Genomic DNA, 19,690 nt, shown 5'->3' on the forward strand with positions numbered 1-19,690 from the left:
AAAAAGGAGCAGTCAGGATTCCGGCATTGCGACGGCCGGCATGCGGCGGCATGGTCGGTGCGTCTTGCTGGGTGGCTGCGGTGTCGGCTGCCTGACTGCCCATGGACACAGAATATCAGCTGCCAAATTTATGTCAAGGAGTCCTAATTAAATTCTTTCTATCGGTCCGATAGCAGATTTTCGTCCCCCTCCCCTTCGACACGCCGGCTCAGCAGGGTACGCGTAGCATCGCGAAAAAAATTGCAGATCGCTGTAACGAAATCGCGGGGCCGACGACTTAACAGCACCACCATCACACAGGATCCCACATGAACAAGCATCTCGCCCCCGCCATGCTGGCGCTCTGCGCCGGCGCCGCCCAGGCCCAGGCGCCCGTCGATACCGGTCCGACGGCCTTGATCGACGCCCTCAACGGCACCTTCGGCCAGCATGCCGGCATGCGCGCCTCGCATGCCAAGGGCTTTTGCGCCGTCGGCGAATTCATTCCGGCCAGGGGCGCCAGCGACATCGTGCACGGTCCGCTGTTCGCCCAGGCGCGCGTGCCCGCCAACCTGCGCTTCTCGGTCGGCGGCGGCAACCCGAAGGCCTCGGACAAGAGCCGCAGCGTGCGCGGCCTGTCGATGCGCCTCGCGGCCCAGGGTGAAACCTGGGACCTGCTCCTGATCTCGGAACCCGCCTTCTTCGCCGCCACCCCGGCCTCGTTCGTGAGCTTCCTGCAGGCGCGCGTGCCGGACCCCGCCACCGGCAAGCCCGACCCGGCCAAAGTCGCCGCCCACAATGCCGCGCATCCGGATGGCACACGCCAGCCGGCCCTGCTGGCCGCCCACGCGGCCCCCGCCTCGTACGCCAGCACGCCCTACTTCTCGAACAATGCCTTCGTGTTCAGCGACCGCCGCCAGCGCCTGCGGCATGCCCGCATCGTGGCCGAGCCGGATACCGGCATCGGGTACCTCAGCGCGGAACAGGAAAAGTCGCTGCCCGACCTGTTCCTGCACGACGAGTTGACGGGCCGCCTGGCGGCCGGCAACGTGGGCTTCACGCTGTACGCCCAGTTGCCGGCCGCGGGCGACGCGCTGCTCGACCCCAGCACCGTGTGGCAAGGCTCCGGCAAGGTCGAACTCGGGCGCCTGAAAGTCAGTGCGCTGGCCGCGAGCGATGCCTGCGACGGCGTGGTCTACATGCCGCTGGCGCTGCCGACGGGGATCGCGCCGAGCGACGATCCGATCCTGCATGCCCGCAATGCCGCCTATGCCGTCTCGCTCGCGCGCCGCAGCAAATAGCCGGCCGGACGCCGGCCCGTGGCAGGCGCTGGCCGCCGAGCGGCCATTCCTGCTGCGGCTGGCGCGGCTGCAGCTTGGCTCCCAGGCCGATGCCGAGGACGCGGTGCAGGAAACGCTGGTCGGCGCGGCGCGCGGCTGGCAGGGCTTCGCCGGCGCCTCGAGCCTGCGCAGCTGGCTGACCGGCATCCTGCGCCACAAGATCGTCGACCTGCTGCGCAGCCGGCGCCTGCAGCCGTGTGCGGACGTCGCCGACGTGGCAGGCGACCACGCCGAATTCGACGCCCTGTTCACGCCCGACGGCGCCTGGCATCCCGACACCTTCGTCGACACGGTGTGCGGCGCGACCGCGCTTGCCCAGCGCCAGCTGCTCGACATCGTCGAACTGTGCCTGCGCCGCCTGCCCGACGAGACGGCGCGCCTGTTCCTGATGCGCGAATACCTGGGCATGGAATTGAAGGAAATCGAGGAACACTGCATGCTGTCCAACGCCAACCTGCGCGTGGTGCTGTACCGCGCGCGCATGCGCCTGCGCGAGTGCGCGGTGCGCAGCTGGGGAGAACCCGAATGAGCGATCCGACCACCCCGGTCACCTGCCGCGACACGACCTGGCTCGTGTCCTGCGCCCGCGACGGCGCGCTCACGCCGGCACAGGCCAGCCAGCTGGCGGCCCATCTGTCAGGCTGCACTGTATGCCAGATAGCGTCGAAGCAGTTCGGCCAACTGTTCGGGCAGCTCGACACCCTGCTGGCGCGCGATCCACCCTCTTGACTATTTGTATGTACACGTTATGATTAGGACTCCTACAATAAAGCCGGGAGCGCTTGCCGCTGCCGCCTTTGGCCATTCCTGTCGAAAGCGCCACCATGACCCAGCAATCATCTTCTCCCGCGGCCCATTCCCTGGACCGCGCCTCGACCATTCTCTACCACGACGGTTGCCGGCTCTGTCTCGACATCGCCCGCACCCTGGCCAGCGCGATGCCAGGCCTGGTCGTGGTCGACCTCGGCCTGCATCCGGACCTGGCCTGCCAGGCCGCTGCGCGCGGCGTCAGCGAGTTGCCCAGCCTGGTCATCGGCGCGAAAGTGCTGCCGGTGGCGCCGCACTCCGACCTGGCCCACGCCTAGCGGATATCGACCCGCTGGTGGGGCTCGAACTCGTGGTAGATGTCGGGCTGGTGCAGCGGGATGTACATGTGCAGCCGCTTGCCGCGATGGTAGACCTCGCGCAGCGTATTGCACGCTTCCCAGGCGCGCTCGTAGGAATCGGCGATGTGCAGCACCGCCCACGGACTGTCGGGCGAACCTTCGCGGATCATTTCCACGTGGCGGATGTGGAAGAACGGTGCGAAGCTCTCGACGATGGCGCTTTCGCAGGCGTCGCCGTGCAGGCCGGACAGGATGACTTTCATGGCGTTCTCCTTCAGGCGATGATGTTGAGGCCACCGTCGACATAGACGGTGCTGCCCGTCAGGCGGCGCGCGAAGTTCGATGCGAGATAGGCGCATACCTGGCCCACGTCGTCGATGTCGACCAGTTCGCCCAGCGGCGAGCGCGTTACCGCGTCGCGCAGCAGCAGGTCGAAATCCTTCAGGCCCGATGCCGCCCGGGTCTTGAGCGGCCCCGGCGAGATGGCGTGCACGCGGATGTCGCGCGGGCCCAGCTCGTAGGCGAGATAACGGCAGCACGATTCCAGCGCCGCCTTCACCGGTCCCATCACGTTGTAGTTGGGGACCACCTTGTCGGCGCCGTGGTAACTCATCGCGAACATGCTGCCACCCTCGGTCATCAGGGGTGCGGCCAGCCTGGCCATGCGCACGAACGAGTGGCAGGACACGTCCATCGCCTGCAGGAAGCCATCGAGCGAACACTCGAGCAGGCCGCCCTGCAGGTCGGCCTTGGGCGCGAAGGCGATCGAATGGACCAGGATGTCGAGCCGCCCCTGCAGCGCGAGGTCGATGAACAGGCTGTCCATCTGCGCCGGCTCGCGCACGTCGAGCGGCAGCAGGCGCGCGCCCAGTTGCGCGGCAAGCGGTTCGACATGCGGCAGCGCCTTGTCATTCAGGTAGGTCAGCACGACCTCGGCGCCGAGCGCGTGGAAGGCCCGGGCGCAGCCCCAGGCGATCGAATGCTCGTTGGCGACGCCGACCACCAGCGCGCGCTTGCCGGCCAGGATGGGGTGAAGCGATTGTGTCATGCGGCCTCCAGTAATTCGTAAGTGTGGCGCGCGATCATGCGTTCTTCTTCGGCCGGCACCAGCCATACCGACACCCGGCTGCCGGCCGTGCTGATGCGCGCGACCCCGGCCGGATTGGCGGCGTTGGCCGCGGGATCGAGCTCGACGCCGAGCCAGGCGGCGTCGCGGCACACGGCGGCGCGCAGCCGCGCGCTGTTCTCGCCGATGCCGCCCGAGAACACCAGCGCATCGAGCCCTTGGATACTGGCCGCCAGCGAACCGAGTTCTCGCCCTATCCGGTAGACCAGCAGGTCGATCGCAAGTTGCGCGCGCGGGTCGCTGCTCGCTTCCAGCACGCGCATATCGGACGACAGGCCGGACACGCCCAGCAGGCCGGATTCCTGGTACATCAGGCGCTGCACGCCGGCGACGCTCATGCCCTGCTCCTCGATCAGGTAGATCACCACGCCCGGGTCGAGCGCGCCGCAGCGCGTGCCCATCGGCAGGCCGTCGACGGCGGTGAAGCCCATCGTGCTGGCCATGCTGCGCCCGCCGCGCATGGCGCACATGCTGGCGCCGTTGCCGAGGTGGGCGGCGACCACGCGCGCGTCCTGCAGCGCCGGATCGTGCAGCGGCAAGGTAGCCGCGATGTGCTCGTACGACAGGCCGTGGAAGCCGTAGCGGCGGATGCCGAGGTCGGTGATCGCCGGCGGCAGCGCGAAGGCCCGGGCCAGCGCCGGCTGCGCCGTGTGGAAGGCGGTGTCGAAGCACCCCACTTGCGGCAGGCCGGGCGCCAGCGCCATCAAGGCGCGCACCGGCGCCAGGTTGTGCGGCAGGTGCAGCGGTGCGAGCGGCACCAGCCGCTCCAGGCGCTCGAGCACCGCTTCGTCGAGCCGCTGCGGGCCGCTGTAGTCGACGCCGCCGTGCACGATGCGGTGGCCCACCGCGCGCACCCGGTAGCCATCCAGTTCACGCGCGGCGAAATCGATCAGGAAGGCCATGCCGGCGTGGTGGTCCAGGGCCTCTGGCCAGCGCTGTTCGCCGACCGTGGCGCCATCGGCGTCCTGGGCGCTGAAGCGGGTAGCGCCGCGGTACAGGTTCTCGATCCTGCCCTTGAAGGCCAGCGCCAGGCCGGGCAGCACATGGACCGAGAACTTGATGCTGGACGAACCGGCGTTGATGACCGCGATGCAGTCCGTGCTGGCGGTCGTCATGTCAGCGCACCGCCACTTGCGCGCTGGCCAGCTGGTGGCGCGCCAGCAGCACCGCCACCGCGCACGAGGCCAGGCGCGCCGCCACCGTGTCGGCGCGGCTGGTCAGGATCAGCGGCACGCGCGCGCCGAGCACGATGCCGGCGGCGGCCGCGCCGGCGATGAAGCTCAGGCTCTTGGCCAGCATATTGCCGGCTTCGAGGTCGGGCGCCACCAGCACGTTGGCGCGGCCCGCGACCGGCGACACCAGGCCCTTGACCGCGGCAGCCTGCGGGTCGATCGCATTGTCCATCGCCAGCGGGCCGTCGACGATGGCGCCGGTAATCTGGCCGCGGTCGGCCATCTTGCACAGGGCGGCGGCGTCGATCGTCGACGGCATCTTGTCGCTCACGGTTTCCACCGCCGCCAGGATCGCCACCCGCACGCCGTCGAAGCCGAGCACCCGGGCCAGGTCGATTGCGTTCTGCACGATGTCGCGCTTGGCGGCCAGGTCGGGGATGATGTTGATGGCCGCGTCGGTGATGATCAGGGGTTCGCCGCGGCCCGGCACGTCCATCACGAAGCAGTGGCTCAGGCGCCGCGCGGTGCGCAGGCCGGTGGCGCCGTGCACCACCGCGCCCATCAATTCGTCGGTATGCAGGCTGCCCTTCATCAGGACCGCGGCCCTGCCCTCGCGCACCAGTTCGACCGCGCGCGCGGCCGAGGCATGGCTGTGCTGCGTATCGACCAGCGGCAGCGCCCCGATGTCGAGACCGGCCGCTTCGGCGGCGGCATGGATGCGCGCGCGCGGGCCGACCAGGATCGGCGCCACCAGGCCGATGCGTGCCGCGTCGAGCGCTGATTCCAGCGCATAGCGGTCACAGGCATGCGCCACGGCCACCGTCACCGGACCCTGTTCGCGCGCGGCGGCGATCAGCCGGTCGTAATAGGGATGCGTGGTGTTCACTGCTTCCATTGCCTCTCCTTGTACCTGGACCGGTCAATGGTAGCATCGCATGATCGCAAAACAACCAATTTATGCTGCAATGCAGCATACCTTAATCTGGTTCAAGGAAATCCAGGATCAATGACGATGAATGCAATCGACGCCGGGGCCAGCAGCCTGGTCCTGGTCGACTACCAGGCCCGCCTCATGCCGGCCATCCACGGCGCCGACGACGTCGTCGCCAAGGCGCTGGTGCTGGCGCGCGCGGCGGCGCTGCTGGACGTGCCGACGATAGGGACCGAACAGAATCCCGAGCGGCTCGGCCCGAATACCGAGGCGCTGGCGCGGGTGTGCCGGCACACGGTATCGAAGACGCACTTCGGCGCCTGCGAGGATGGCTTGCAGGCGGCGCTGGAGGCACAGGCGCCGGGCCGCCAGCAGGTGGTGATTGCCGGCTGCGAGGCCCATGTCTGCATGCTGCAGACGGCGCTGGGTCTGTTGCGCGCCGGCCGCGACGTGTATGTGGTGGAAAACGCCAGCGGCTCGCGCCGGCCGCTGGATCACGCCGCCGCCATGCGCCGCCTGGCGCAAGCCGGCGCCACGATCGTGACGCACGAGATGGTGCTGTTCGAATGGCTGCACGATTGCCGGCATCCGCGTTTCCGCGAGGTGCTGGCGCTGATCAAGGCAGAAACCTAGGCGCGGGGCCAGCACCCGCCGTCGGGCGCATCGATGCCGCAGGGGACGCCGGCGCAGCAGTTCTCGGTGAGGAAGCCGACCAGCGCATTCATGGTGTCGAACTGGGCGGTATAGATGACGAAGCGGCCTTCCTGGCGCGCCGTCGCCAGGTTGGCATGCGCCAGCTCCTTCAGGTGGAAAGATAACGCCGACGAGGCGATGCCCAGCTCTTCGCCGATCTTCCCGGCAGGCAGGCCCGACAGGCCGGCCTGGATCAGCAGGCGGAAAATCGCCAGCCGCGATTCCTGGGCCAGGGCGGCGAGCGCCGCCAGTACGTGTTTCGTTTCCATGGTCGACGTCATCCAGTTGAACAATTCCAGCACCTGGATTATAGTGCACCATCATCTCAATATCTATTGAACTATTGAGATTAACCCGACTTCCTTCCATGCCCATGAACTTCCTGTTTCTCTGCACCGGCAACTCGTGCCGCTCGATCCTGAGCGAAGCCGTGTTCAACCACCTCGCGCCGGCCGGCCTCCAGGCCATCAGCGCCGGCAGCCAGCCCACCGGCAGGCTCAACCTGGGTGCGGTCGACCAGCTGCGGCGCCACGGCATCGGGGTCGACGGCTACGCCAGCAAATCGTGGCACGATCTGCCGCTCACGCCCGATGTGGTGGTGACGGTCTGCGGCAATGCGGCCGGCGAGACCTGCCCGGCCTACCTGGGCAATGTGGTGCGCACGCATTGGGGCCTGGACGACCCGGGCGAAGTCCGAGGCAGCACCGAAGAAGTGGAAGCAGCGTTCGAGCAGACGTACCGGATCGTGCTGGCCCGCACCCGGGCCCTGTTCGCGCTGCCGCTGGCCGACCTGGCCGCCGACCGCGCAGCCCTGAAGCTGGCGCTGGACCGCATCGGCGCGATACTGCCGTGAACGCGGCCCGTCCATGCTGAGCGCCTCGCTCATCTTCCTCGCCACGCTGGTGCTGGTGATCTGGCAGCCGCGCGGGCTGGGCATCGGCTGGAGCGCCGCCGCCGGCGCGCTGGCTGCCCTGCTGGCCGGGGTGGTCCAGCTGTCCGACATCCCGGTGGTCTGGGGCATCGTCTGGAATGCCACCGGCGCCTTCGTCGCCGTGATCGTCATCAGCCTGCTGCTCGACCGCGCCGGTTTCTTCGAATGGGCGGCGCTGCACGTGGCGCGCTGGGGCAACGGTGACGGCCGGCGCCTGTTCGTGCTGCTGGTGCTGCTCGGGGCGGCGGTCGCGGCGATCTTCGCCAACGATGGCGCGGCGCTGATCCTGACGCCGATCGTGATCGCCATGCTGGCCGCGCTGCGCTTTTCGCCGCGCGCCACGCTCGCTTTCGTGATGGCGGCCGGCTTCATCGCCGATACCGCCAGCCTGCCGCTGGTGGTGTCGAACCTGGTCAACATCGTCTCGGCCGACTACTTCGGCATCGGCTTCGCGCGCTACGCGGCGGTCATGGTCCCGGTCAACCTGGTGTCGGTGGCGGCCACCCTGGCCGTCCTCTACCTGTTCTTCCGGCGCGACATCCCGCGCGACTACGACCTCGCCCAGTTGCACCGTCCAGCCGACGCGATCCACGACCGCGCCACCTTCATCGCCGGCTGGTGGGTGCTGGCGCTGCTGCTGGCAGGCTTTTTCGTGCTCGATGCGGCTGGCGTGCCGATCAGCGCCGTGGCGGCCGGCGGCGCCGCCATCCTGGTCGGCGTCGCCGCGCGCGGCCGCCGCATTCCGGTGGGAGAGGTGCTGCGCGGGGCGCCATGGCAGGTGGTGGTGTTCTCGCTAGGGATGTACCTGGTGGTGTACGGCCTGCGCAATGCGGGGCTGACCGACACCCTGGCCGCCCTGCTCGAACGCTGCGCCGCGCTCGGCGTCTGGGGCGCGGCGCTGGGCACCGGCTTCATCGCCGCAGCGCTGTCTTCCATCATGAACAATATGCCGGCGGTGCTGGCCGGCGCGCTGGCGATCGACGCCACGGCCACCCACGGCGCAGTGCGCGAGGCGATGATCTACGCGAACGTGATCGGCAGCGATCTCGGGCCCAAGATCACGCCGATCGGCAGCCTCGCCACCCTGCTCTGGCTGCATGTCCTGGCGAGCAAGGGCATCCGCATCTCGTGGGGCTATTACTTCCGTGTCGGCCTGGCGCTCACCTTGCCGATCCTGTTGCTCACGCTGTGCGCGCTGGCGCTGCGCCTGGGCTGACCTTCGACGATCACCATGGACCAGATTCCCGACCTTCCCCATATCGACCCGGCACGCCTCGCCCTGCCTTCTGCCGAACGACTCGTCCCGGCCGACCGGCTCGACCACCCGCCACGCATCCTGATGCTGTATGGCTCGCTGCGCGAGCGTTCCTTCAGCCGCCTGTTGACCGAGGAAGCGGCGCGCATCCTGCGCCACTTCGGCGCCGAAGTGAAGATCTACGATCCGGCCGGATTGCCGCTGGTGGGCAGCGTGGCGGACACCCACCCGAAGGTGGTCGAGCTGCGCGAACTATGCATCTGGTCGGAAGGCCAGGTATGGTGCAGCCCCGAACGCCACGGCGCGGTGACGTCGGTCTTCAAGAACCAGGTCGACTGGATCCCGCTCGAGCAGGGTTCGGTGCGGCCGAGCCAGGGGAAGACCCTCGCCGTGATGCAGGTCTGTGGCGGCTCGCAGAGCTTCAACGTGGTCAACACCCTGCGCCTGCTGGGCCGCTGGATGCGCATGTTCACGATTCCGAACCAGTCGTCGGTGCCGATGGCGTACAAGGAATTCGGCGACGACGACCGCATGCTCCCGTCGGCCTACTACGAGCGCGTGGTCGATGTGATGGAAGAGCTGTACAAGATCACGCTGCTAATGCGCGGCAGCAGCGCCTACCTGACGGAGCGCTACAGCGAGCGCAGCGCGCGTGCGAACCGGGCGATCGATCGCCAGATCGCGCGCTTGTGATCCGCCGCGCATGAACTTCGCGAACCGGTCATCGCCACGCTGGACAACGCTCGCGGATTTCTTATGATGTGAAGTCCCGACCCTGGCCTGCATGCCGATGACCGATATCCGTCCCGCTTCCCAGCCCGATGCCGAGCCCATCTGCGCCATCTACAACCATTACGTCGCCAGCACCACGATCTCGTTCGAAGAAGCGCCGGTGTCCGCGGCCGCCATGGCCGCCCGCATCGCCGACGTGACGAACGGCGGCCTGCCCTGGCTCGTGCTGGAGGTGGATGGCGTGGTGGCCGGCTATGCCTATGCGACCAAGTGGCGCGCCCGCCCGGCCTATCGGCACGCGGTGGAAAGCAGCGTCTATCTCGATCCGGCGCTGGCGGGTCGCGGGCATGGCCGGCGTCTCTATACGCGCCTGCTCGACGAGTTGCGCATTCGCGGGCTGCACACGGCCATCGCCGGCATCGCCCAGCCGAATGAACGCAGCATCGGGCTGCACGAGCGCCTGGGATTCCGCAAGGTCGCCCATTTCGGCGAAGTAGGTTTCAAGTTCGGCCGCTGGATCGATGTCGGCTACTGGCAACTGCTGCTGGATCCGCCCGCGCACGTTGCAACAGGCTGATGCCGACTCAGAACCGGCGCCGAACGCCTATTTCACGGTCAGCAGTGCCCCGCCCATTCCCATGAACAGCAGGCCCACGCCACGCCGGGCCAGGCGCGCCCGCGCGACGCTCTGCTTCACGCGCCGCTTCAGCCACGCCGCGCCGACCACATGGAACAGGTGCGACAGCAACGTACAGGCAGTAAACATCGAGGTGAGCATCAGGAAGCGCGCGATGTCGATACGGTCGGCCGGCATGAACTGCGGGAACACGGCGGTGAAGAACAGGATCGCCTTGGGGTTGCTCACCCCGATCAGCAGGCCGGCGCGGAAGGTCGCCCGGCGGCTCGCGCGCAGGACCAGCGGCGCTGCCGCGGCGCCTGGCGCCGCGCCCTCGCGTGCGGCGCGGCGCCAGGTCTGCACGCCGAGATAGATCAGGTAGGCCGCGCCAGCGACCTTGACCAGGCCAAAGGCCAGCGCCGAGGTCTTGAGCACCAGCCCGAGGCCGGCCACCGCAGTGGTCGCGACGATGAAGACGCCAAGCGCATTGCCGGCCGAGCTGTAGATGGCCCGGGTCGCTCCCTGGGTCGTGGCGGTGGTGATTGCCATCACACGCCAGGGCCGGGCGTGAACGCCGCCGCCAGTGAAACGGAAAGAAAAACCAGCCAGGTCGACCAGCCCATGCGCTCACCTCGGCGTCAGGAGATTTCGTTGGAACAACAATGCGCCGAGTATGCCACGCATGCGGCACGGGCGCTGGACGCACCTCGATTGCGCGTGCTAATGCCCCGACAGCATGACATCGCCGTCGTCCTTGTCGTGCACGGCGAACTTGTCGACCATCGTGGCGCTCGCCGCGTTCAGCCCATCGACCTCCACCTGCGCGCCGGCGCGACGGAATTTGAGCACGATCTTGTCCAGCGCGCCGATCGCGGTGATGTCCCAGAAGTGGGCCTGGCTGACGTCGATGCGCACCCGGGCCGGCGCCTCGGCGTAGTCGAACGAATGCACCAGCAGGTCGGATGACGCAAAAAACACCTGGCCCGCGACTCGATAATGGCGCACGCCCGCTTCGTCGAGCCACGCGCTGACGTCGAGCATCCGGCTGACCTTCTGCGCGAAGAACACGCCCGACAGCAACACGCCGGTCAGCACGCCCTTGGCCAGGTCGTGGGTCGCGACGGTGACGACGACCGTGGCCAGCATGACGATGCTGGAGCTCGATGGATGCTCGCGCAGGCGGCGAATGGAGGCCCAGTCGAAGGTGCCGATCGAGACCATGATCATCACCGCGACCAGCGCCGCCATCGGAATCTGCCGCACCCAATTACCCAGGAACACGACCAGGACCAGCAGCACGACACCGGCGGTGAGGGTCGACAGCCGCCCGCGTCCGCCTGACTTCACGTTGATTACCGACTGGCCGATCATCGCGCAGCCGGCCATGCCGCCGATGAAGCCGGTGGCGACGTTTGCCACGCCCTGCCCCACGCATTCGCGATTCTTGTCGCTGCGGGTATCGGTCATGTCGTCGACGATCGTGGCCGTCATCAGCGATTCGAGCAGGCCGACCACCATCAGCGTGACGGAATACGGCAAGATGATTTTCAGCGTCTCGAGCGTAAACGGCACGTCCGGCACCAGGAAAGCCGGCAGGCTGTCGGGCAACTGGCCCATGTCGCCCACGGTGCGGATATCCAGGTCCAGCGCGATCGAGACGGCGGTGAGCACGACGATCGTCACCAGCGGCGACGGCACGGCGCGCGTGAGATACGGCAGGCCGTAGATGATCGCGAGGCCGGCGGCGGTCATCGCGTACACATGCCAGCTGACGTTCGTCAGTTCGGGCAACTGGGCCAGGAAGATCAGGATCGCCAGCGCGTTGACGAAGCCGGTAACCACCGAACGCGAGACAAAGCGCATCAGGCGCCCGAGCCTGATCCAGCCGGCCATCACCTGCAGCAGTCCGGCGAGGATCGTGGCCGCCAGCAGGTAGTCGATGCCATGAGTCTTGACCAGGCTGACCATGACCAGCGCCATGGCGCCGGTGGCGGCCGAGATCATGCCGGGACGGCCGCCGAAGAATGCGGTCAGGGTGGCGATCGAGAACGAGGCATACAGGCCGACTTGCGGATCGACGCCGGCGATGATGGAAAACGCGATCGCCTCGGGAATCAGGGCGAGCGCGACGACGAGGCCTGCGAGCAGGTCGTTGCGGACGTTGGAGAACCAGTCCTGGCGGATGGTTTGTATGGACATGGGGACACCTTCCCCGGCTGTCGTGCCGGGCTTGAACGATGGAGGATGCGCGCAGCGCGGTCATGCGGACGCGACGGGCGCGATAAAGCGGCGGCACGAGGTCGCAAGCCGACATCGTGCGCACGAACAATGGGAAGGTGTATTAAGGCGGGGTGACCGAGCAGAAGTAACCGCGCGGCAGTCCAGCGCCCGCGAAGCAGGCTTGCGCACGTCCCAGGCGCTCGCAACGCGCGCACTCGCCGACGCATCGCGTGTGCGGGACTATGGGGGAGTTGGAAGATCGGACGGTCATTGGTTGCTATTTTGCGTTGCCGCACGGGGCGCGGTCAAGCTGTGCTGCCTCGGAATGAAAAAAGCCACCTCGCGGTGGCTTTTCTCATGATACTTGGCGGAGAGGGTGGGATTCGAACCCACGGTACGGTCACTCTTCGCTTTCGCTACCGTGAGGTGGCGTCTGCGTCGAGGACGCGAGACTATAGCAAGCCGAAGGCCGGTTTGCAAGGATGTCGACTGTGATATCTTAGCCGCCGCATCCAGCGACCTTCTCTTACATGACCTCCCTATGATTCCTACGATCGCCCCGACCGCCGACGCCGCGCTCTCCCATTCCTTGGCAGACGCCATCAATAACAAGACCAAGCCCCTCGGCAGCCTGGGACGACTGGAATCCCTCGCCGCCCAGCTGGGCCTGATCCAGCGCGCAACGACGGTAAGCATCGACCAGCCCGCGATCCTGGTCTTCGCCGCCGACCACGGCGTGGTGGCCGAGGGCATCTCCGCCTTCCCGCAAGATGTCACATGGCAGATGGTCGAGAACTTCCTGGCCAATGGCGCGGCCATCAATGTATTCGCCCGCCAGAACGGCTGCGCGCTGCACGTGATCGACGCCGGCGTAAACCACGATTTCGGCGCACGTCCCCAGCTCGTGCACCGCAAGGTCGCCAACGGCACCCGCAACTTCGCGCTCGAACAGGCGATGTCCGCGCAAGAATGCACGGCCGCGCTCGAACACGGCATGGCCCTGGCGCGCGACCTGCCCGGCACCGTGGTCGGCTTCGGCGAGATGGGCATCGGTAACACGACGGCGGCCGCGGCCCTGATGCACAAGCTCACCGGGCAACCGCTGATGCGCTGCGTGGGCGCCGGCACCGGTCTCACGCCCGACGGCATCCGCCACAAGGCCGACGTCATCGCGGCAGCCGTGGCGCGCCACGCCCATGCGGTGCGGCCGCTCGAGGTGCTGGCCACCTTCGGCGGCTTCGAGATCGCGATGATGGCCGGCGCCATGCTCAAGGCGGCCGAGCTGCGCAAGGTGCTGCTGATCGATGGCTTCATCGTCACCAGCGCCTTGCTGGTGGCCGCGCGCCTGCAGCCGGACATCCTCGACTACTGCGTGTTCTCTCACTGCTCGGGCGAGCATGGCCACGCCCTGCTGCTCGAGGAACTCGGCGCCCAGCCGCTACTCGACCTCGACCTGCGCCTGGGCGAAGGCACCGGCAGCGCGCTCGCCCTGCCCCTGCTGCACGCCGCCGCCAACTTCCTCAACGAGATGGCCACCTTCGCCTCGGCCCAGGTCAGCGAACGCTCGGCATGACCCACCAGCTGCGGCTGTTCTTCATCGCGCTGCAGTTCTTCACGCGATTGCCGATTCCGCGCTGGGTCGGTTTCGACCCAAGCTGGCTGAATCACGCTTCGCGCTACTTTGCGCTGGTCGGTGTCGTGGTCGGCGCCATCGGCGCGGCCGTGTACCTGCTGGCCGCGCAGTTCCTGCCGGCGGCGGTGGCCGCCGTGCTGTCCACCGCCGCCACCATCTACCTCACCGGCGCCTTCCATGAAGACGGCTTCGCCGATACCTGCGATGGCCTGGGCGGCGGCATGACAAAGGAGCGCGCGCTCGAGATCATGAAGGATTCGCGGGTCGGCGCCTATGGCGCGATCGGCATCGTCTGCATGCTCGGCGCCAAGCTGGCGGCGCTGGCCAGTCTGCCGCCCGCCAGCGCCATCGGCGCGTTGCTGCTGGCCCATCCCCTGTCGCGCCTGGCCGCCACGGCCCTGATCTGGCAGATGGAGTACGCGCGCGCCGAGGGCAAGGCCAAGCCGCTGGCTGTGCGCATGAGCGACAAGGAATTCGGTATCGCCGCGCTCACCGTGCTGCTGCCTGCGCTTGGCCTGCTGGCCTTCGGCCTGCTCGACCTGGCCGCGATCACAGCCGCGGTGGTCTCGACCCTGCTCGCGACCGGCTGGCTCGCGCGAAAGTTCACGCGCCGCTTGCAGGGCTATACCGGCGACTGCCTCGGCGCGGTGCAGCAGTTGGCCGAAGTGGCGATCTACATCGCGGTGCTGGCCACGCTCGGCCGCGGCGCGCTGGCCTGATGCGGCTCTACCTGGTGCGCCATCCGCGGCCCGACGTGGCGGCCGGGCACTGCTATGGCCGCAGCGACCTGGCTGCGAATGTGGACGACGTCGAACGGGTGCTGGCGGCGCTGGCGGGCCAGGGCCTGCCCGGCGCGATGCCGGTCTACGCCAGCCCGCTCGCCCGCAGCGCCGTGCTGGCGCATCGACTCTCGCCAGCGCCGGCATTCGACGCGCGCCTGGCCGAGATGGACTTCGGCGCCTGGGAAATGCGCAGCTGGGACGACATCCCCCGCGACGAGATCGATGCGTGGAGCGCCGACCTGCTGCATTACCGCCCCGGCGGCGGCGAAAGCGTGCTGCAGGTGGCCGCGCGGGTGGCCGGCTTCTACGCCGACATCCGGCGCGCGGGACATGCGCAGGCGCTCGCGGTCTGCCACGCCGGCACCATGCGCCTCCTGCATTCGCTGCATCTTGGCGGCACGCTGGCCGAGGCCGCGCTGCGCGCCGCGCAGGCGCCACACCGCATCGGCTACGGCGAAGCGATGCTGCTGGAAATCTGACAAGGCCCTGGACAACGCCTTATAATGGGCGCGTTTTGGTGCTCGCGCCTGCGCTCGCAGTCGCAGTTAAACGGGAAACACGACGCTTCTTCGACAAGCCAACGTGTGCTGCCCCCGCAACGGTAAGCAAGTGCCGCCCACCCTCTTCGGGCCACGCGGCAAACCGTCCCCTCATACCACTGTGCTTTTCCAGCATGGGAAGGTCGGACGGCCATACTTGTCAGCCCGGATACCGGCCAAAAGGTGGCGTCGCCTCGCGCGATGCCGTTCAATCTGGCCTACGGGGACGTCGGCTGGTTGTCCTTTATAAGAATCGATTCATGAATTTTCCAGTCACCCGGCAAGCCGCCGCGGTCTCGCTCGCCCTCGCCGTCATCTCGTCCGCCGCCTTCGCCGACGCTCCCGCACCGACAGGTGCGCCTGACGCCATTCCCACCGCCGACACCGTCGTCGTCACCGCGACCCGCAACGCGCAGCGCGCCGGCGACGTCATCGCCGACACCACCGTCGTCGGCGCCGAAGAAATCGCGCGCTCGGGCGCCGGTTCGGTGGCCGACATCCTGCAGCGCCAGCGCGGCATCGAGATCTCGCGCAACGGCGCGGCCGGCACCAGCACCAACGTCTTCATCCGCGGCGCCAATGCCAACCAGTCGGTGGTCCTGGTCGACGGCGTGCGCTTCGGCTCGGCCACCTCCGGCACCGCGAGCTGGAACGCGATCCCCCTGGGCGCCATCGACCGCATCGAGATCGTCTACGGTCCGCTGAGCACCCTGTATGGCGCCGACGCCATCGCCGGCGTGATCCAGATCTTCACCCGCAAGGGCGAAGGCGCTCCAGTGGTCACCGGTTCGGTCGGCGTGGGCAGCAACGCGACGCGCCAGGCTGACGCCGGCATCTACGGCAGCAGCGGCGGCCCGAACGCCATCAGCTACGCGTTCGGCGCCGGCTATGAAGATTCGGACGGCTTCTCGTCCACCCGCCCCGGCGCCTCGGGCTACAACCCGGACGAAGACGGCTACCGCCGCCGCAACGCCAACGGGCGCGTAGCCATGGCGCTGGCGCCGGGCCACGAAATCGGCGCCCAGTTCCTGGTCAGCCGCCTGTTCAGCCGCTACGACAGCGGCACCGCCAATTACGACGTCCACAGCGACAACGAACTGAATACCGCTGCGGTCTTCATGCGCAACCAGTTCCTGCCGAACTGGCACAGCACGCTGCAGTACGCGCGCTCGGAAGACAAGTCGGGCAACTTCACCAACGCGACCCCATCCGGCGCCAGCCAGATCGACACCGAGCAGGACGAATTCAGCTGGCAGAACGACATCGCTATCGGCCGCGACACCCTGCAACTGCTGTACACGCACCGCAAGGAAGAGGTGCCGACGATGAAACGCTCGCGCATCACCAACTCGTACGCCGCCGCCTACTCGGCCAAGCGCGGCGCCCACCTGCTGGACGTCAGCGCGCGCCACGACCGCTCGGTCTACGGAAGCAAGAATACCGGCGCCGCCGGCTATGGCTACGACTTCGGTAACGGCCTGCGTGCCACCGCCAGCGTCGGCACGAGCTTCCGCGCACCGACCTTCAACGAGCTGTACTTCCCCGGCTTCGGCCTGTCGACCAACCAGCCCGAAAAAGGCCGCAACCGCGAAGTGGGCCTGCGCTACGACGGCAATGGCTACCAGCTGGACGCGACCTACTTCCACAACCGCCTGACCGACATGATTGTCTCGAGCACCCCGTGCCCGGATGGCGTCAATCGCAGCTGCGCCTACAACGTCAACGAAGGCAAGCTCGAAGGCTTGTCTCTGGCCGCCAGTACCCGCCTGATGGACGTCAACCTGCGCGCGAGCCTCGACTGGCAGGATCCGCGCGATGAAACCACCGGCAAGCAGCTGGCGCGCCGCGCGAAGAAACACGCCAATTTTGGCGCCGACTACACGATGGGCGCGCTCAAGACCGGTGTCGAACTGACCGTGTCGGGCGAGCGCTTCGATGACGCTGCCAACAATCGTCGCCTGGGCGGCTACGGCCTGCTCAACCTGTACACGACCTGGCAGTTCACGCCCGACTGGTCGCTGCTGATGCGCCTGGATAACGTCGCCGACAAGAAGTATGAAATCGCGCGCAACTATGGCACCGCCGGTCGCACCTGGTTTGCGGCCCTGCGCTACGGCATCCGTTAAGCTATCAACCCCACGCCCGCGGCAGCGATGCCGCGGGCAACCGATCAACCATCAGGGCCAGCATGCAAGCATCCGTCCCTCCGCTCCGCCAACGCGCCACGCTCATCGTGGGCGCCATGCTGGCGTTTTCCATCGCCACCCTGCTGTTCGCGGGCATGACCGGCTCGATCCGGGTGCCGCTCGACGAGATTCCCGACGCCCTGCGCCAGCTGGCCAACGGCCAACCGGACTCACTTTCCGCCTCGCTGCTCGAGCTGCGCGCCAGCCGCGCGCTGGTGGCGTTCGCGACCGGCGGCGCGCTGGCCCTGGCCGGCCTGATGATGCAGGCGCTGCTGCGCAATCCGCTGGCCGACCCGTATGTGCTGGGCGTCTCGTCCGGCGCCTCGGTCGGGGCCCTGCTGGCCCTGCTGCTGTCGGCCTCCGTGCTGGTGGTCGATGCGGCCGCGCTGGCGGGCGCCATCGGGGTAGCGATGCTGCTGTACCTGCTGGCGCGGCGCGACCTGCGCAGCGGTCAGGCGGCCGAGGGTGGCGCCTCGATGCTGCTGCTGACCGGCGTGATCGTCTCGGCCCTGTGCGGCTCGATCGTCACCCTGATGCTGGCGATCGCGCCCGAGGGCCGCTTGCGCAGCATGATCTTCTGGCTGATCGGCGACCTGGCCGGCGCGCCGCTGCGCGTGGTGCCGTGGCTGGTGCTGGCCGGCTGCCTATTGTTCGCCATGCGCAATGCGCGCGCTATGAACATGGTCGCGCTGCATGCCGAGAACGCGGTGACGCTGGGCGTGCGCGTCGGCGCGCTGCGCAAGGGCCTGTTCTTCGTCTCGGCCCTGCTCACCGCCAGCGCCGTCACCAGCGCCGGTTCGATTGGCTTCGTCGGCCTGATCGTCCCTCACGCCTGCCGCTTCGCCTTCGGGCCCGACCACCGGGTGCTGATCCCGGCCGTCGCGCTGGCGGGCGGCGCCTTCCTGGTGTTGTGCGATACGCTGGCGCGCACCATCGTGGCACCGCAGCAGTTGCCGGTCGGCGCCATCACGGCAATGATCGGGGCTCCGGTCTTCCTCTACCAGTTGCACCGGCTGCGCAAATGAACACCATCTCCACCCACGACCTGCTCTTGACCGTCGGCCAGCGCACCCTGGTGCAAGGCCTCGACTGGACCGCGCGCGCCGGCGAATGCTGGAGCGTCATCGGCCGCAATGGCGCCGGCAAAAGCACCCTGCTGCGCACCCTGGCCGGCCTGCAGTCGCCGAACGGCGGCTCGGTCCAGGTGAATGGCCGCGCCTTGCGCGACTGGCCGCTGACCGAACTGGCGCGCGAGCGCGCCTTCCTGGCCCAGTCGCGCCACGACGCCTTCGCCTATACGGTGCTGGAAAGCGTGCTGTCGGCGCGCCATCCCTACCATGCCAACCGCTACTGGGAAGGCAGCGACGACCACCAGGCCGCCATGCAGGCGCTGGCGGCGATGGAAGTGGACGACCTGGCTGCGCGCGACGTGCGTACGCTGTCCGGCGGCGAGCGCCAGCGCGTGGCGATCGCCGCCCTGCTGGCGCAGCAGACGCCACTGCTCCTGCTCGACGAACCGGCCAATGCGCTCGACCTGGCGCACCAGGTGAGCGTGATGGGCCTGCTGGCGCGCCTGTGCCGCGAGCAGGGCCGGACCGTGGTCATGATCGGCCACGACCTGAACCTGGCCTGCCGCATTTCCACGCATGCTTTGCTGCTGATGGGCGACGGCCGCTGGACGGCCGGCGCCAACGACCAGATCATGCGCCCGGCGCTGCTGGGCGACTACCTCGGCCATCCGATCGACATGATCGAGCACGAAGGCCGCCGCATCTTCATTCCCAAGGAGGGTTCCGCATGACCGACATGACGCCAGAACAGACCGCCGCCCTGAACGAACGCCACCGCGCCCGCATGGAGCGCAAGAAGGCGGTCATCGATGCAAAGATCGCCTCGGCCGACAAGGAGATCGGCATCGTCATCGTCAATACCGGCAACGGCAAGGGCAAGAGCTCGAGCGCGTTCGGCATGGTGGCGCGCGCGCTCGGCCACGGCATGAAGGTGGGCGTGGTCCAGTTCATCAAGGGCGCCCTGTCGACCGGCGAAGAAACCTTCCTGCGCCGCTTTCCCGACGAGGTGAGCTTCCATGCGATGGGCGAAGGCTATACGTGGGAAACGCAAAACCGCGAACGCGACATCGCCAAGGCCGGGGAAGCCTGGGCGCTGGCCAGGCAGTTCCTGTCCGATCCTGCGATCGGCATGGTGGTGCTGGATGAACTGAACATCGCCCTTAAGTACAAATACCTCGACGTGCACACCGTGATCGCCGACCTGCTCGACCGTCCGGTGATGCAGCACGTGGTGATCACCGGCCGCGGCGCGCCGCCCGAGCTGGTCGAAATCGCCGACACGGTCACCGAGATGAACGTCGTCAAGCACGCGTTCAAGTCCGGCATCGCGGCCCAGGCGGGGACCGAGTGGTGAGCGGCGCCCGCGTGGCCCTGGTGGC

23 protein-coding genes and 1 riboswitch are annotated in these 19,690 nt (G+C 68.0%); of the genes, 16 read left to right on the forward strand and 7 right to left on the reverse strand.

Annotated features, from left to right (window positions below):
- The first annotated feature begins 308 nt into the window (after positions 1–308).
- The 4 genes from Q9246_RS26015 (at position 309) to Q9246_RS26030 (ending at position 2,404) form a co-directional block, all read left to right on the forward strand.
- Positions 309–1,280 carry a catalase family peroxidase gene (locus tag Q9246_RS26015; RefSeq protein ID WP_306394296.1) on the forward strand — a complete coding sequence of 324 codons (972 nt, stop codon included), beginning with the start codon at positions 309–311 and terminating at the stop codon, positions 1,278–1,280.
- Complete coding sequence (locus Q9246_RS26020; protein WP_306394297.1) at positions 1,249–1,848, forward strand: sigma-70 family RNA polymerase sigma factor; 600 nt, start codon at positions 1,249–1,251, stop codon at positions 1,846–1,848. Before Q9246_RS26015 ends, Q9246_RS26020 begins: the two co-directional genes overlap by 32 nt.
- Entirely contained in the window at positions 1,845–2,048 is a 204-nt protein-coding gene (locus tag Q9246_RS26025) for a zf-HC2 domain-containing protein (protein ID WP_306394298.1), read from the forward strand. The genes Q9246_RS26020 and Q9246_RS26025 overlap by 4 nt, the downstream gene beginning before the upstream one ends.
- Before the next feature lie 95 nt (positions 2,049–2,143).
- Positions 2,144–2,404 (forward strand): hypothetical protein, encoded by a 261-nt coding sequence (locus Q9246_RS26030; protein ID WP_306394300.1) that lies wholly within the window; start codon positions 2,144–2,146, stop codon positions 2,402–2,404.
- Here Q9246_RS26030 and Q9246_RS26035 read toward each other — a convergent pair.
- From Q9246_RS26035 to Q9246_RS26050, 4 genes are read right to left on the reverse strand one after another with little or no spacing between them, the layout of a single operon-like run.
- The gene (locus Q9246_RS26035) at positions 2,401–2,688 is read right to left on the reverse strand and encodes an RNA-binding protein (RefSeq protein WP_306394302.1); all 288 of its coding nucleotides are present in this window, start codon (positions 2,686–2,688) and stop codon (positions 2,401–2,403) included. The genes Q9246_RS26030 and Q9246_RS26035 overlap by 4 nt on opposite strands.
- Before the next feature lie 11 nt (positions 2,689–2,699).
- Entirely contained in the window at positions 2,700–3,473 is a 774-nt protein-coding gene (gene fabI, locus Q9246_RS26040; protein ID WP_306394303.1) for an enoyl-ACP reductase FabI, read from the reverse strand.
- The gene (locus Q9246_RS26045; protein WP_306394304.1) at positions 3,470–4,666 is read right to left on the reverse strand and encodes an acetate/propionate family kinase; all 1,197 of its coding nucleotides are present in this window, start codon (positions 4,664–4,666) and stop codon (positions 3,470–3,472) included. Before Q9246_RS26045 ends, fabI begins: the two co-directional genes overlap by 4 nt.
- A gap of 1 nt (position 4,667) precedes the next feature.
- Entirely contained in the window at positions 4,668–5,618 is a 951-nt protein-coding gene (locus Q9246_RS26050) for a phosphate acetyltransferase (protein ID WP_306394306.1), read from the reverse strand.
- Positions 5,619–5,729: 111 nt separating this feature from the next.
- Here Q9246_RS26050 and Q9246_RS26055 point away from each other — a divergent pair, with 111 nt between their 5' ends.
- Positions 5,730–6,287, forward strand: a complete 558-nt coding sequence (locus Q9246_RS26055; protein ID WP_306394309.1) for an isochorismatase family protein — start codon at positions 5,730–5,732, stop codon at positions 6,285–6,287.
- On the opposite strand, the gene Q9246_RS26060 is transcribed toward Q9246_RS26055, so the two are convergent.
- A complete protein-coding gene (locus Q9246_RS26060; protein ID WP_306394310.1) occupies positions 6,284–6,616 on the reverse strand; it encodes an ArsR/SmtB family transcription factor in 333 nt (110 codons plus the stop codon). The two genes, Q9246_RS26055 and Q9246_RS26060, sit on opposite strands and share 4 nt — an antisense overlap.
- Before the next feature lie 104 nt (positions 6,617–6,720).
- On the opposite strand from Q9246_RS26060, the gene Q9246_RS26065 reads away from it, so the two are divergent.
- The 4 genes from Q9246_RS26065 (at position 6,721) to Q9246_RS26080 (ending at position 9,842) form a co-directional block, all read left to right on the forward strand.
- The gene (locus tag Q9246_RS26065) at positions 6,721–7,200 is read left to right on the forward strand and encodes an arsenate reductase ArsC (protein WP_306394311.1); all 480 of its coding nucleotides are present in this window, start codon (positions 6,721–6,723) and stop codon (positions 7,198–7,200) included.
- 13 nt (positions 7,201–7,213) lie between these two features.
- Positions 7,214–8,494 (forward strand): arsenic transporter, encoded by a 1,281-nt coding sequence (locus tag Q9246_RS26070; protein ID WP_306394314.1) that lies wholly within the window; start codon positions 7,214–7,216, stop codon positions 8,492–8,494.
- Between the two features lie 15 nt (positions 8,495–8,509).
- Positions 8,510–9,226, forward strand: a complete 717-nt coding sequence (gene arsH / locus Q9246_RS26075; RefSeq protein WP_306394316.1) for an arsenical resistance protein ArsH — start codon at positions 8,510–8,512, stop codon at positions 9,224–9,226.
- 97 nt (positions 9,227–9,323) lie between these two features.
- Complete coding sequence (locus tag Q9246_RS26080; protein WP_306394318.1) at positions 9,324–9,842, forward strand: arsinothricin resistance N-acetyltransferase ArsN1 family B; 519 nt, start codon at positions 9,324–9,326, stop codon at positions 9,840–9,842.
- Between the two features lie 27 nt (positions 9,843–9,869).
- On the opposite strand, the gene Q9246_RS26085 is transcribed toward Q9246_RS26080, so the two are convergent.
- Together Q9246_RS26085 and Q9246_RS26090 are read right to left on the reverse strand one after the other, a co-directional pair.
- Positions 9,870–10,430, reverse strand: coding sequence for a LysE family translocator (locus Q9246_RS26085; RefSeq protein ID WP_306394321.1), 561 nt, complete (start codon positions 10,428–10,430; stop codon positions 9,870–9,872).
- Positions 10,431–10,601: 171 nt separating this feature from the next.
- Positions 10,602–12,080, reverse strand: a complete 1,479-nt coding sequence (locus Q9246_RS26090; protein WP_306394322.1) for a SulP family inorganic anion transporter — start codon at positions 12,078–12,080, stop codon at positions 10,602–10,604.
- 562 nt (positions 12,081–12,642) lie between these two features.
- Between Q9246_RS26090 and cobT the strand changes: the two genes are divergently transcribed.
- From cobT to cobO, 7 genes are all read left to right on the forward strand, one after another.
- On the forward strand, positions 12,643–13,674 hold the full coding sequence (gene cobT / locus Q9246_RS26095; protein ID WP_306394324.1) for a nicotinate-nucleotide--dimethylbenzimidazole phosphoribosyltransferase: 1,032 nt from the start codon (positions 12,643–12,645) through the stop codon (positions 13,672–13,674).
- The gene (locus Q9246_RS26100; protein ID WP_306394325.1) at positions 13,671–14,453 is read left to right on the forward strand and encodes an adenosylcobinamide-GDP ribazoletransferase; all 783 of its coding nucleotides are present in this window, start codon (positions 13,671–13,673) and stop codon (positions 14,451–14,453) included. The genes cobT and Q9246_RS26100 overlap by 4 nt, the downstream gene beginning before the upstream one ends.
- The gene (locus tag Q9246_RS26105) at positions 14,453–14,995 is read left to right on the forward strand and encodes a histidine phosphatase family protein (protein WP_306394326.1); all 543 of its coding nucleotides are present in this window, start codon (positions 14,453–14,455) and stop codon (positions 14,993–14,995) included. Before Q9246_RS26100 ends, Q9246_RS26105 begins: the two co-directional genes overlap by 1 nt.
- A gap of 19 nt (positions 14,996–15,014) precedes the next feature.
- A riboswitch (cobalamin riboswitch) is annotated at positions 15,015–15,250 on the forward strand.
- Between the two features lie 65 nt (positions 15,251–15,315).
- On the forward strand, positions 15,316–17,181 hold the full coding sequence (locus Q9246_RS26110; RefSeq protein ID WP_306394327.1) for a TonB-dependent receptor domain-containing protein: 1,866 nt from the start codon (positions 15,316–15,318) through the stop codon (positions 17,179–17,181).
- A gap of 62 nt (positions 17,182–17,243) precedes the next feature.
- Positions 17,244–18,266 (forward strand): FecCD family ABC transporter permease, encoded by a 1,023-nt coding sequence (locus Q9246_RS26115; protein WP_306394328.1) that lies wholly within the window; start codon positions 17,244–17,246, stop codon positions 18,264–18,266.
- The gene (locus tag Q9246_RS26120; protein ID WP_306394330.1) at positions 18,263–19,042 is read left to right on the forward strand and encodes an ABC transporter ATP-binding protein; all 780 of its coding nucleotides are present in this window, start codon (positions 18,263–18,265) and stop codon (positions 19,040–19,042) included. The genes Q9246_RS26115 and Q9246_RS26120 overlap by 4 nt, the downstream gene beginning before the upstream one ends.
- Positions 19,039–19,665, forward strand: a complete 627-nt coding sequence (gene cobO, locus Q9246_RS26125; RefSeq protein ID WP_306394332.1) for a cob(I)yrinic acid a,c-diamide adenosyltransferase — start codon at positions 19,039–19,041, stop codon at positions 19,663–19,665. Before Q9246_RS26120 ends, cobO begins: the two co-directional genes overlap by 4 nt.
- The last annotated feature ends 25 nt before the right edge of the window (positions 19,666–19,690 follow it).

It is taken from the genome of Telluria beijingensis (genome assembly GCF_030770395.1).
Classification (GTDB): Bacteria; Pseudomonadota; Gammaproteobacteria; order Burkholderiales; family Burkholderiaceae_D; genus Telluria; species Telluria beijingensis.

Coding starts and splice junctions, on each gene's coding strand:
- Q9246_RS26015 (WP_306394296.1), top strand. CDS start 309: ATGAACAAGCATCTCGCCCCCGCCATGCTGGCGCTCTGCGCCGGCGCC.
- Q9246_RS26020 (WP_306394297.1), top strand. CDS start 1,249: ATGCCGTCTCGCTCGCGCGCCGCAGCAAATAGCCGGCCGGACGCCGGC.
- Q9246_RS26025 (WP_306394298.1), top strand. CDS start 1,845: ATGAGCGATCCGACCACCCCGGTCACCTGCCGCGACACGACCTGGCTC.
- Q9246_RS26030 (WP_306394300.1), top strand. CDS start 2,144: ATGACCCAGCAATCATCTTCTCCCGCGGCCCATTCCCTGGACCGCGCC.
- Q9246_RS26035 (WP_306394302.1), bottom strand. CDS start 2,688: ATGAAAGTCATCCTGTCCGGCCTGCACGGCGACGCCTGCGAAAGCGCC.
- fabI (WP_306394303.1), bottom strand. CDS start 3,473: ATGACACAATCGCTTCACCCCATCCTGGCCGGCAAGCGCGCGCTGGTG.
- Q9246_RS26045 (WP_306394304.1), bottom strand. CDS start 4,666: ATGACGACCGCCAGCACGGACTGCATCGCGGTCATCAACGCCGGTTCG.
- Q9246_RS26050 (WP_306394306.1), bottom strand. CDS start 5,618: ATGGAAGCAGTGAACACCACGCATCCCTATTACGACCGGCTGATCGCC.
- Q9246_RS26055 (WP_306394309.1), top strand. CDS start 5,730: ATGACGATGAATGCAATCGACGCCGGGGCCAGCAGCCTGGTCCTGGTC.
- Q9246_RS26060 (WP_306394310.1), bottom strand. CDS start 6,616: ATGGAAACGAAACACGTACTGGCGGCGCTCGCCGCCCTGGCCCAGGAA.
- Q9246_RS26065 (WP_306394311.1), top strand. CDS start 6,721: ATGAACTTCCTGTTTCTCTGCACCGGCAACTCGTGCCGCTCGATCCTG.
- Q9246_RS26070 (WP_306394314.1), top strand. CDS start 7,214: ATGCTGAGCGCCTCGCTCATCTTCCTCGCCACGCTGGTGCTGGTGATC.
- arsH (WP_306394316.1), top strand. CDS start 8,510: ATGGACCAGATTCCCGACCTTCCCCATATCGACCCGGCACGCCTCGCC.
- Q9246_RS26080 (WP_306394318.1), top strand. CDS start 9,324: ATGACCGATATCCGTCCCGCTTCCCAGCCCGATGCCGAGCCCATCTGC.
- Q9246_RS26085 (WP_306394321.1), bottom strand. CDS start 10,430: ATGGCAATCACCACCGCCACGACCCAGGGAGCGACCCGGGCCATCTAC.
- Q9246_RS26090 (WP_306394322.1), bottom strand. CDS start 12,080: ATGTCCATACAAACCATCCGCCAGGACTGGTTCTCCAACGTCCGCAAC.
- cobT (WP_306394324.1), top strand. CDS start 12,643: ATGATTCCTACGATCGCCCCGACCGCCGACGCCGCGCTCTCCCATTCC.
- Q9246_RS26100 (WP_306394325.1), top strand. CDS start 13,671: ATGACCCACCAGCTGCGGCTGTTCTTCATCGCGCTGCAGTTCTTCACG.
- Q9246_RS26105 (WP_306394326.1), top strand. CDS start 14,453: ATGCGGCTCTACCTGGTGCGCCATCCGCGGCCCGACGTGGCGGCCGGG.
- Q9246_RS26110 (WP_306394327.1), top strand. CDS start 15,316: ATGAATTTTCCAGTCACCCGGCAAGCCGCCGCGGTCTCGCTCGCCCTC.
- Q9246_RS26115 (WP_306394328.1), top strand. CDS start 17,244: ATGCAAGCATCCGTCCCTCCGCTCCGCCAACGCGCCACGCTCATCGTG.
- Q9246_RS26120 (WP_306394330.1), top strand. CDS start 18,263: ATGAACACCATCTCCACCCACGACCTGCTCTTGACCGTCGGCCAGCGC.
- cobO (WP_306394332.1), top strand. CDS start 19,039: ATGACCGACATGACGCCAGAACAGACCGCCGCCCTGAACGAACGCCAC.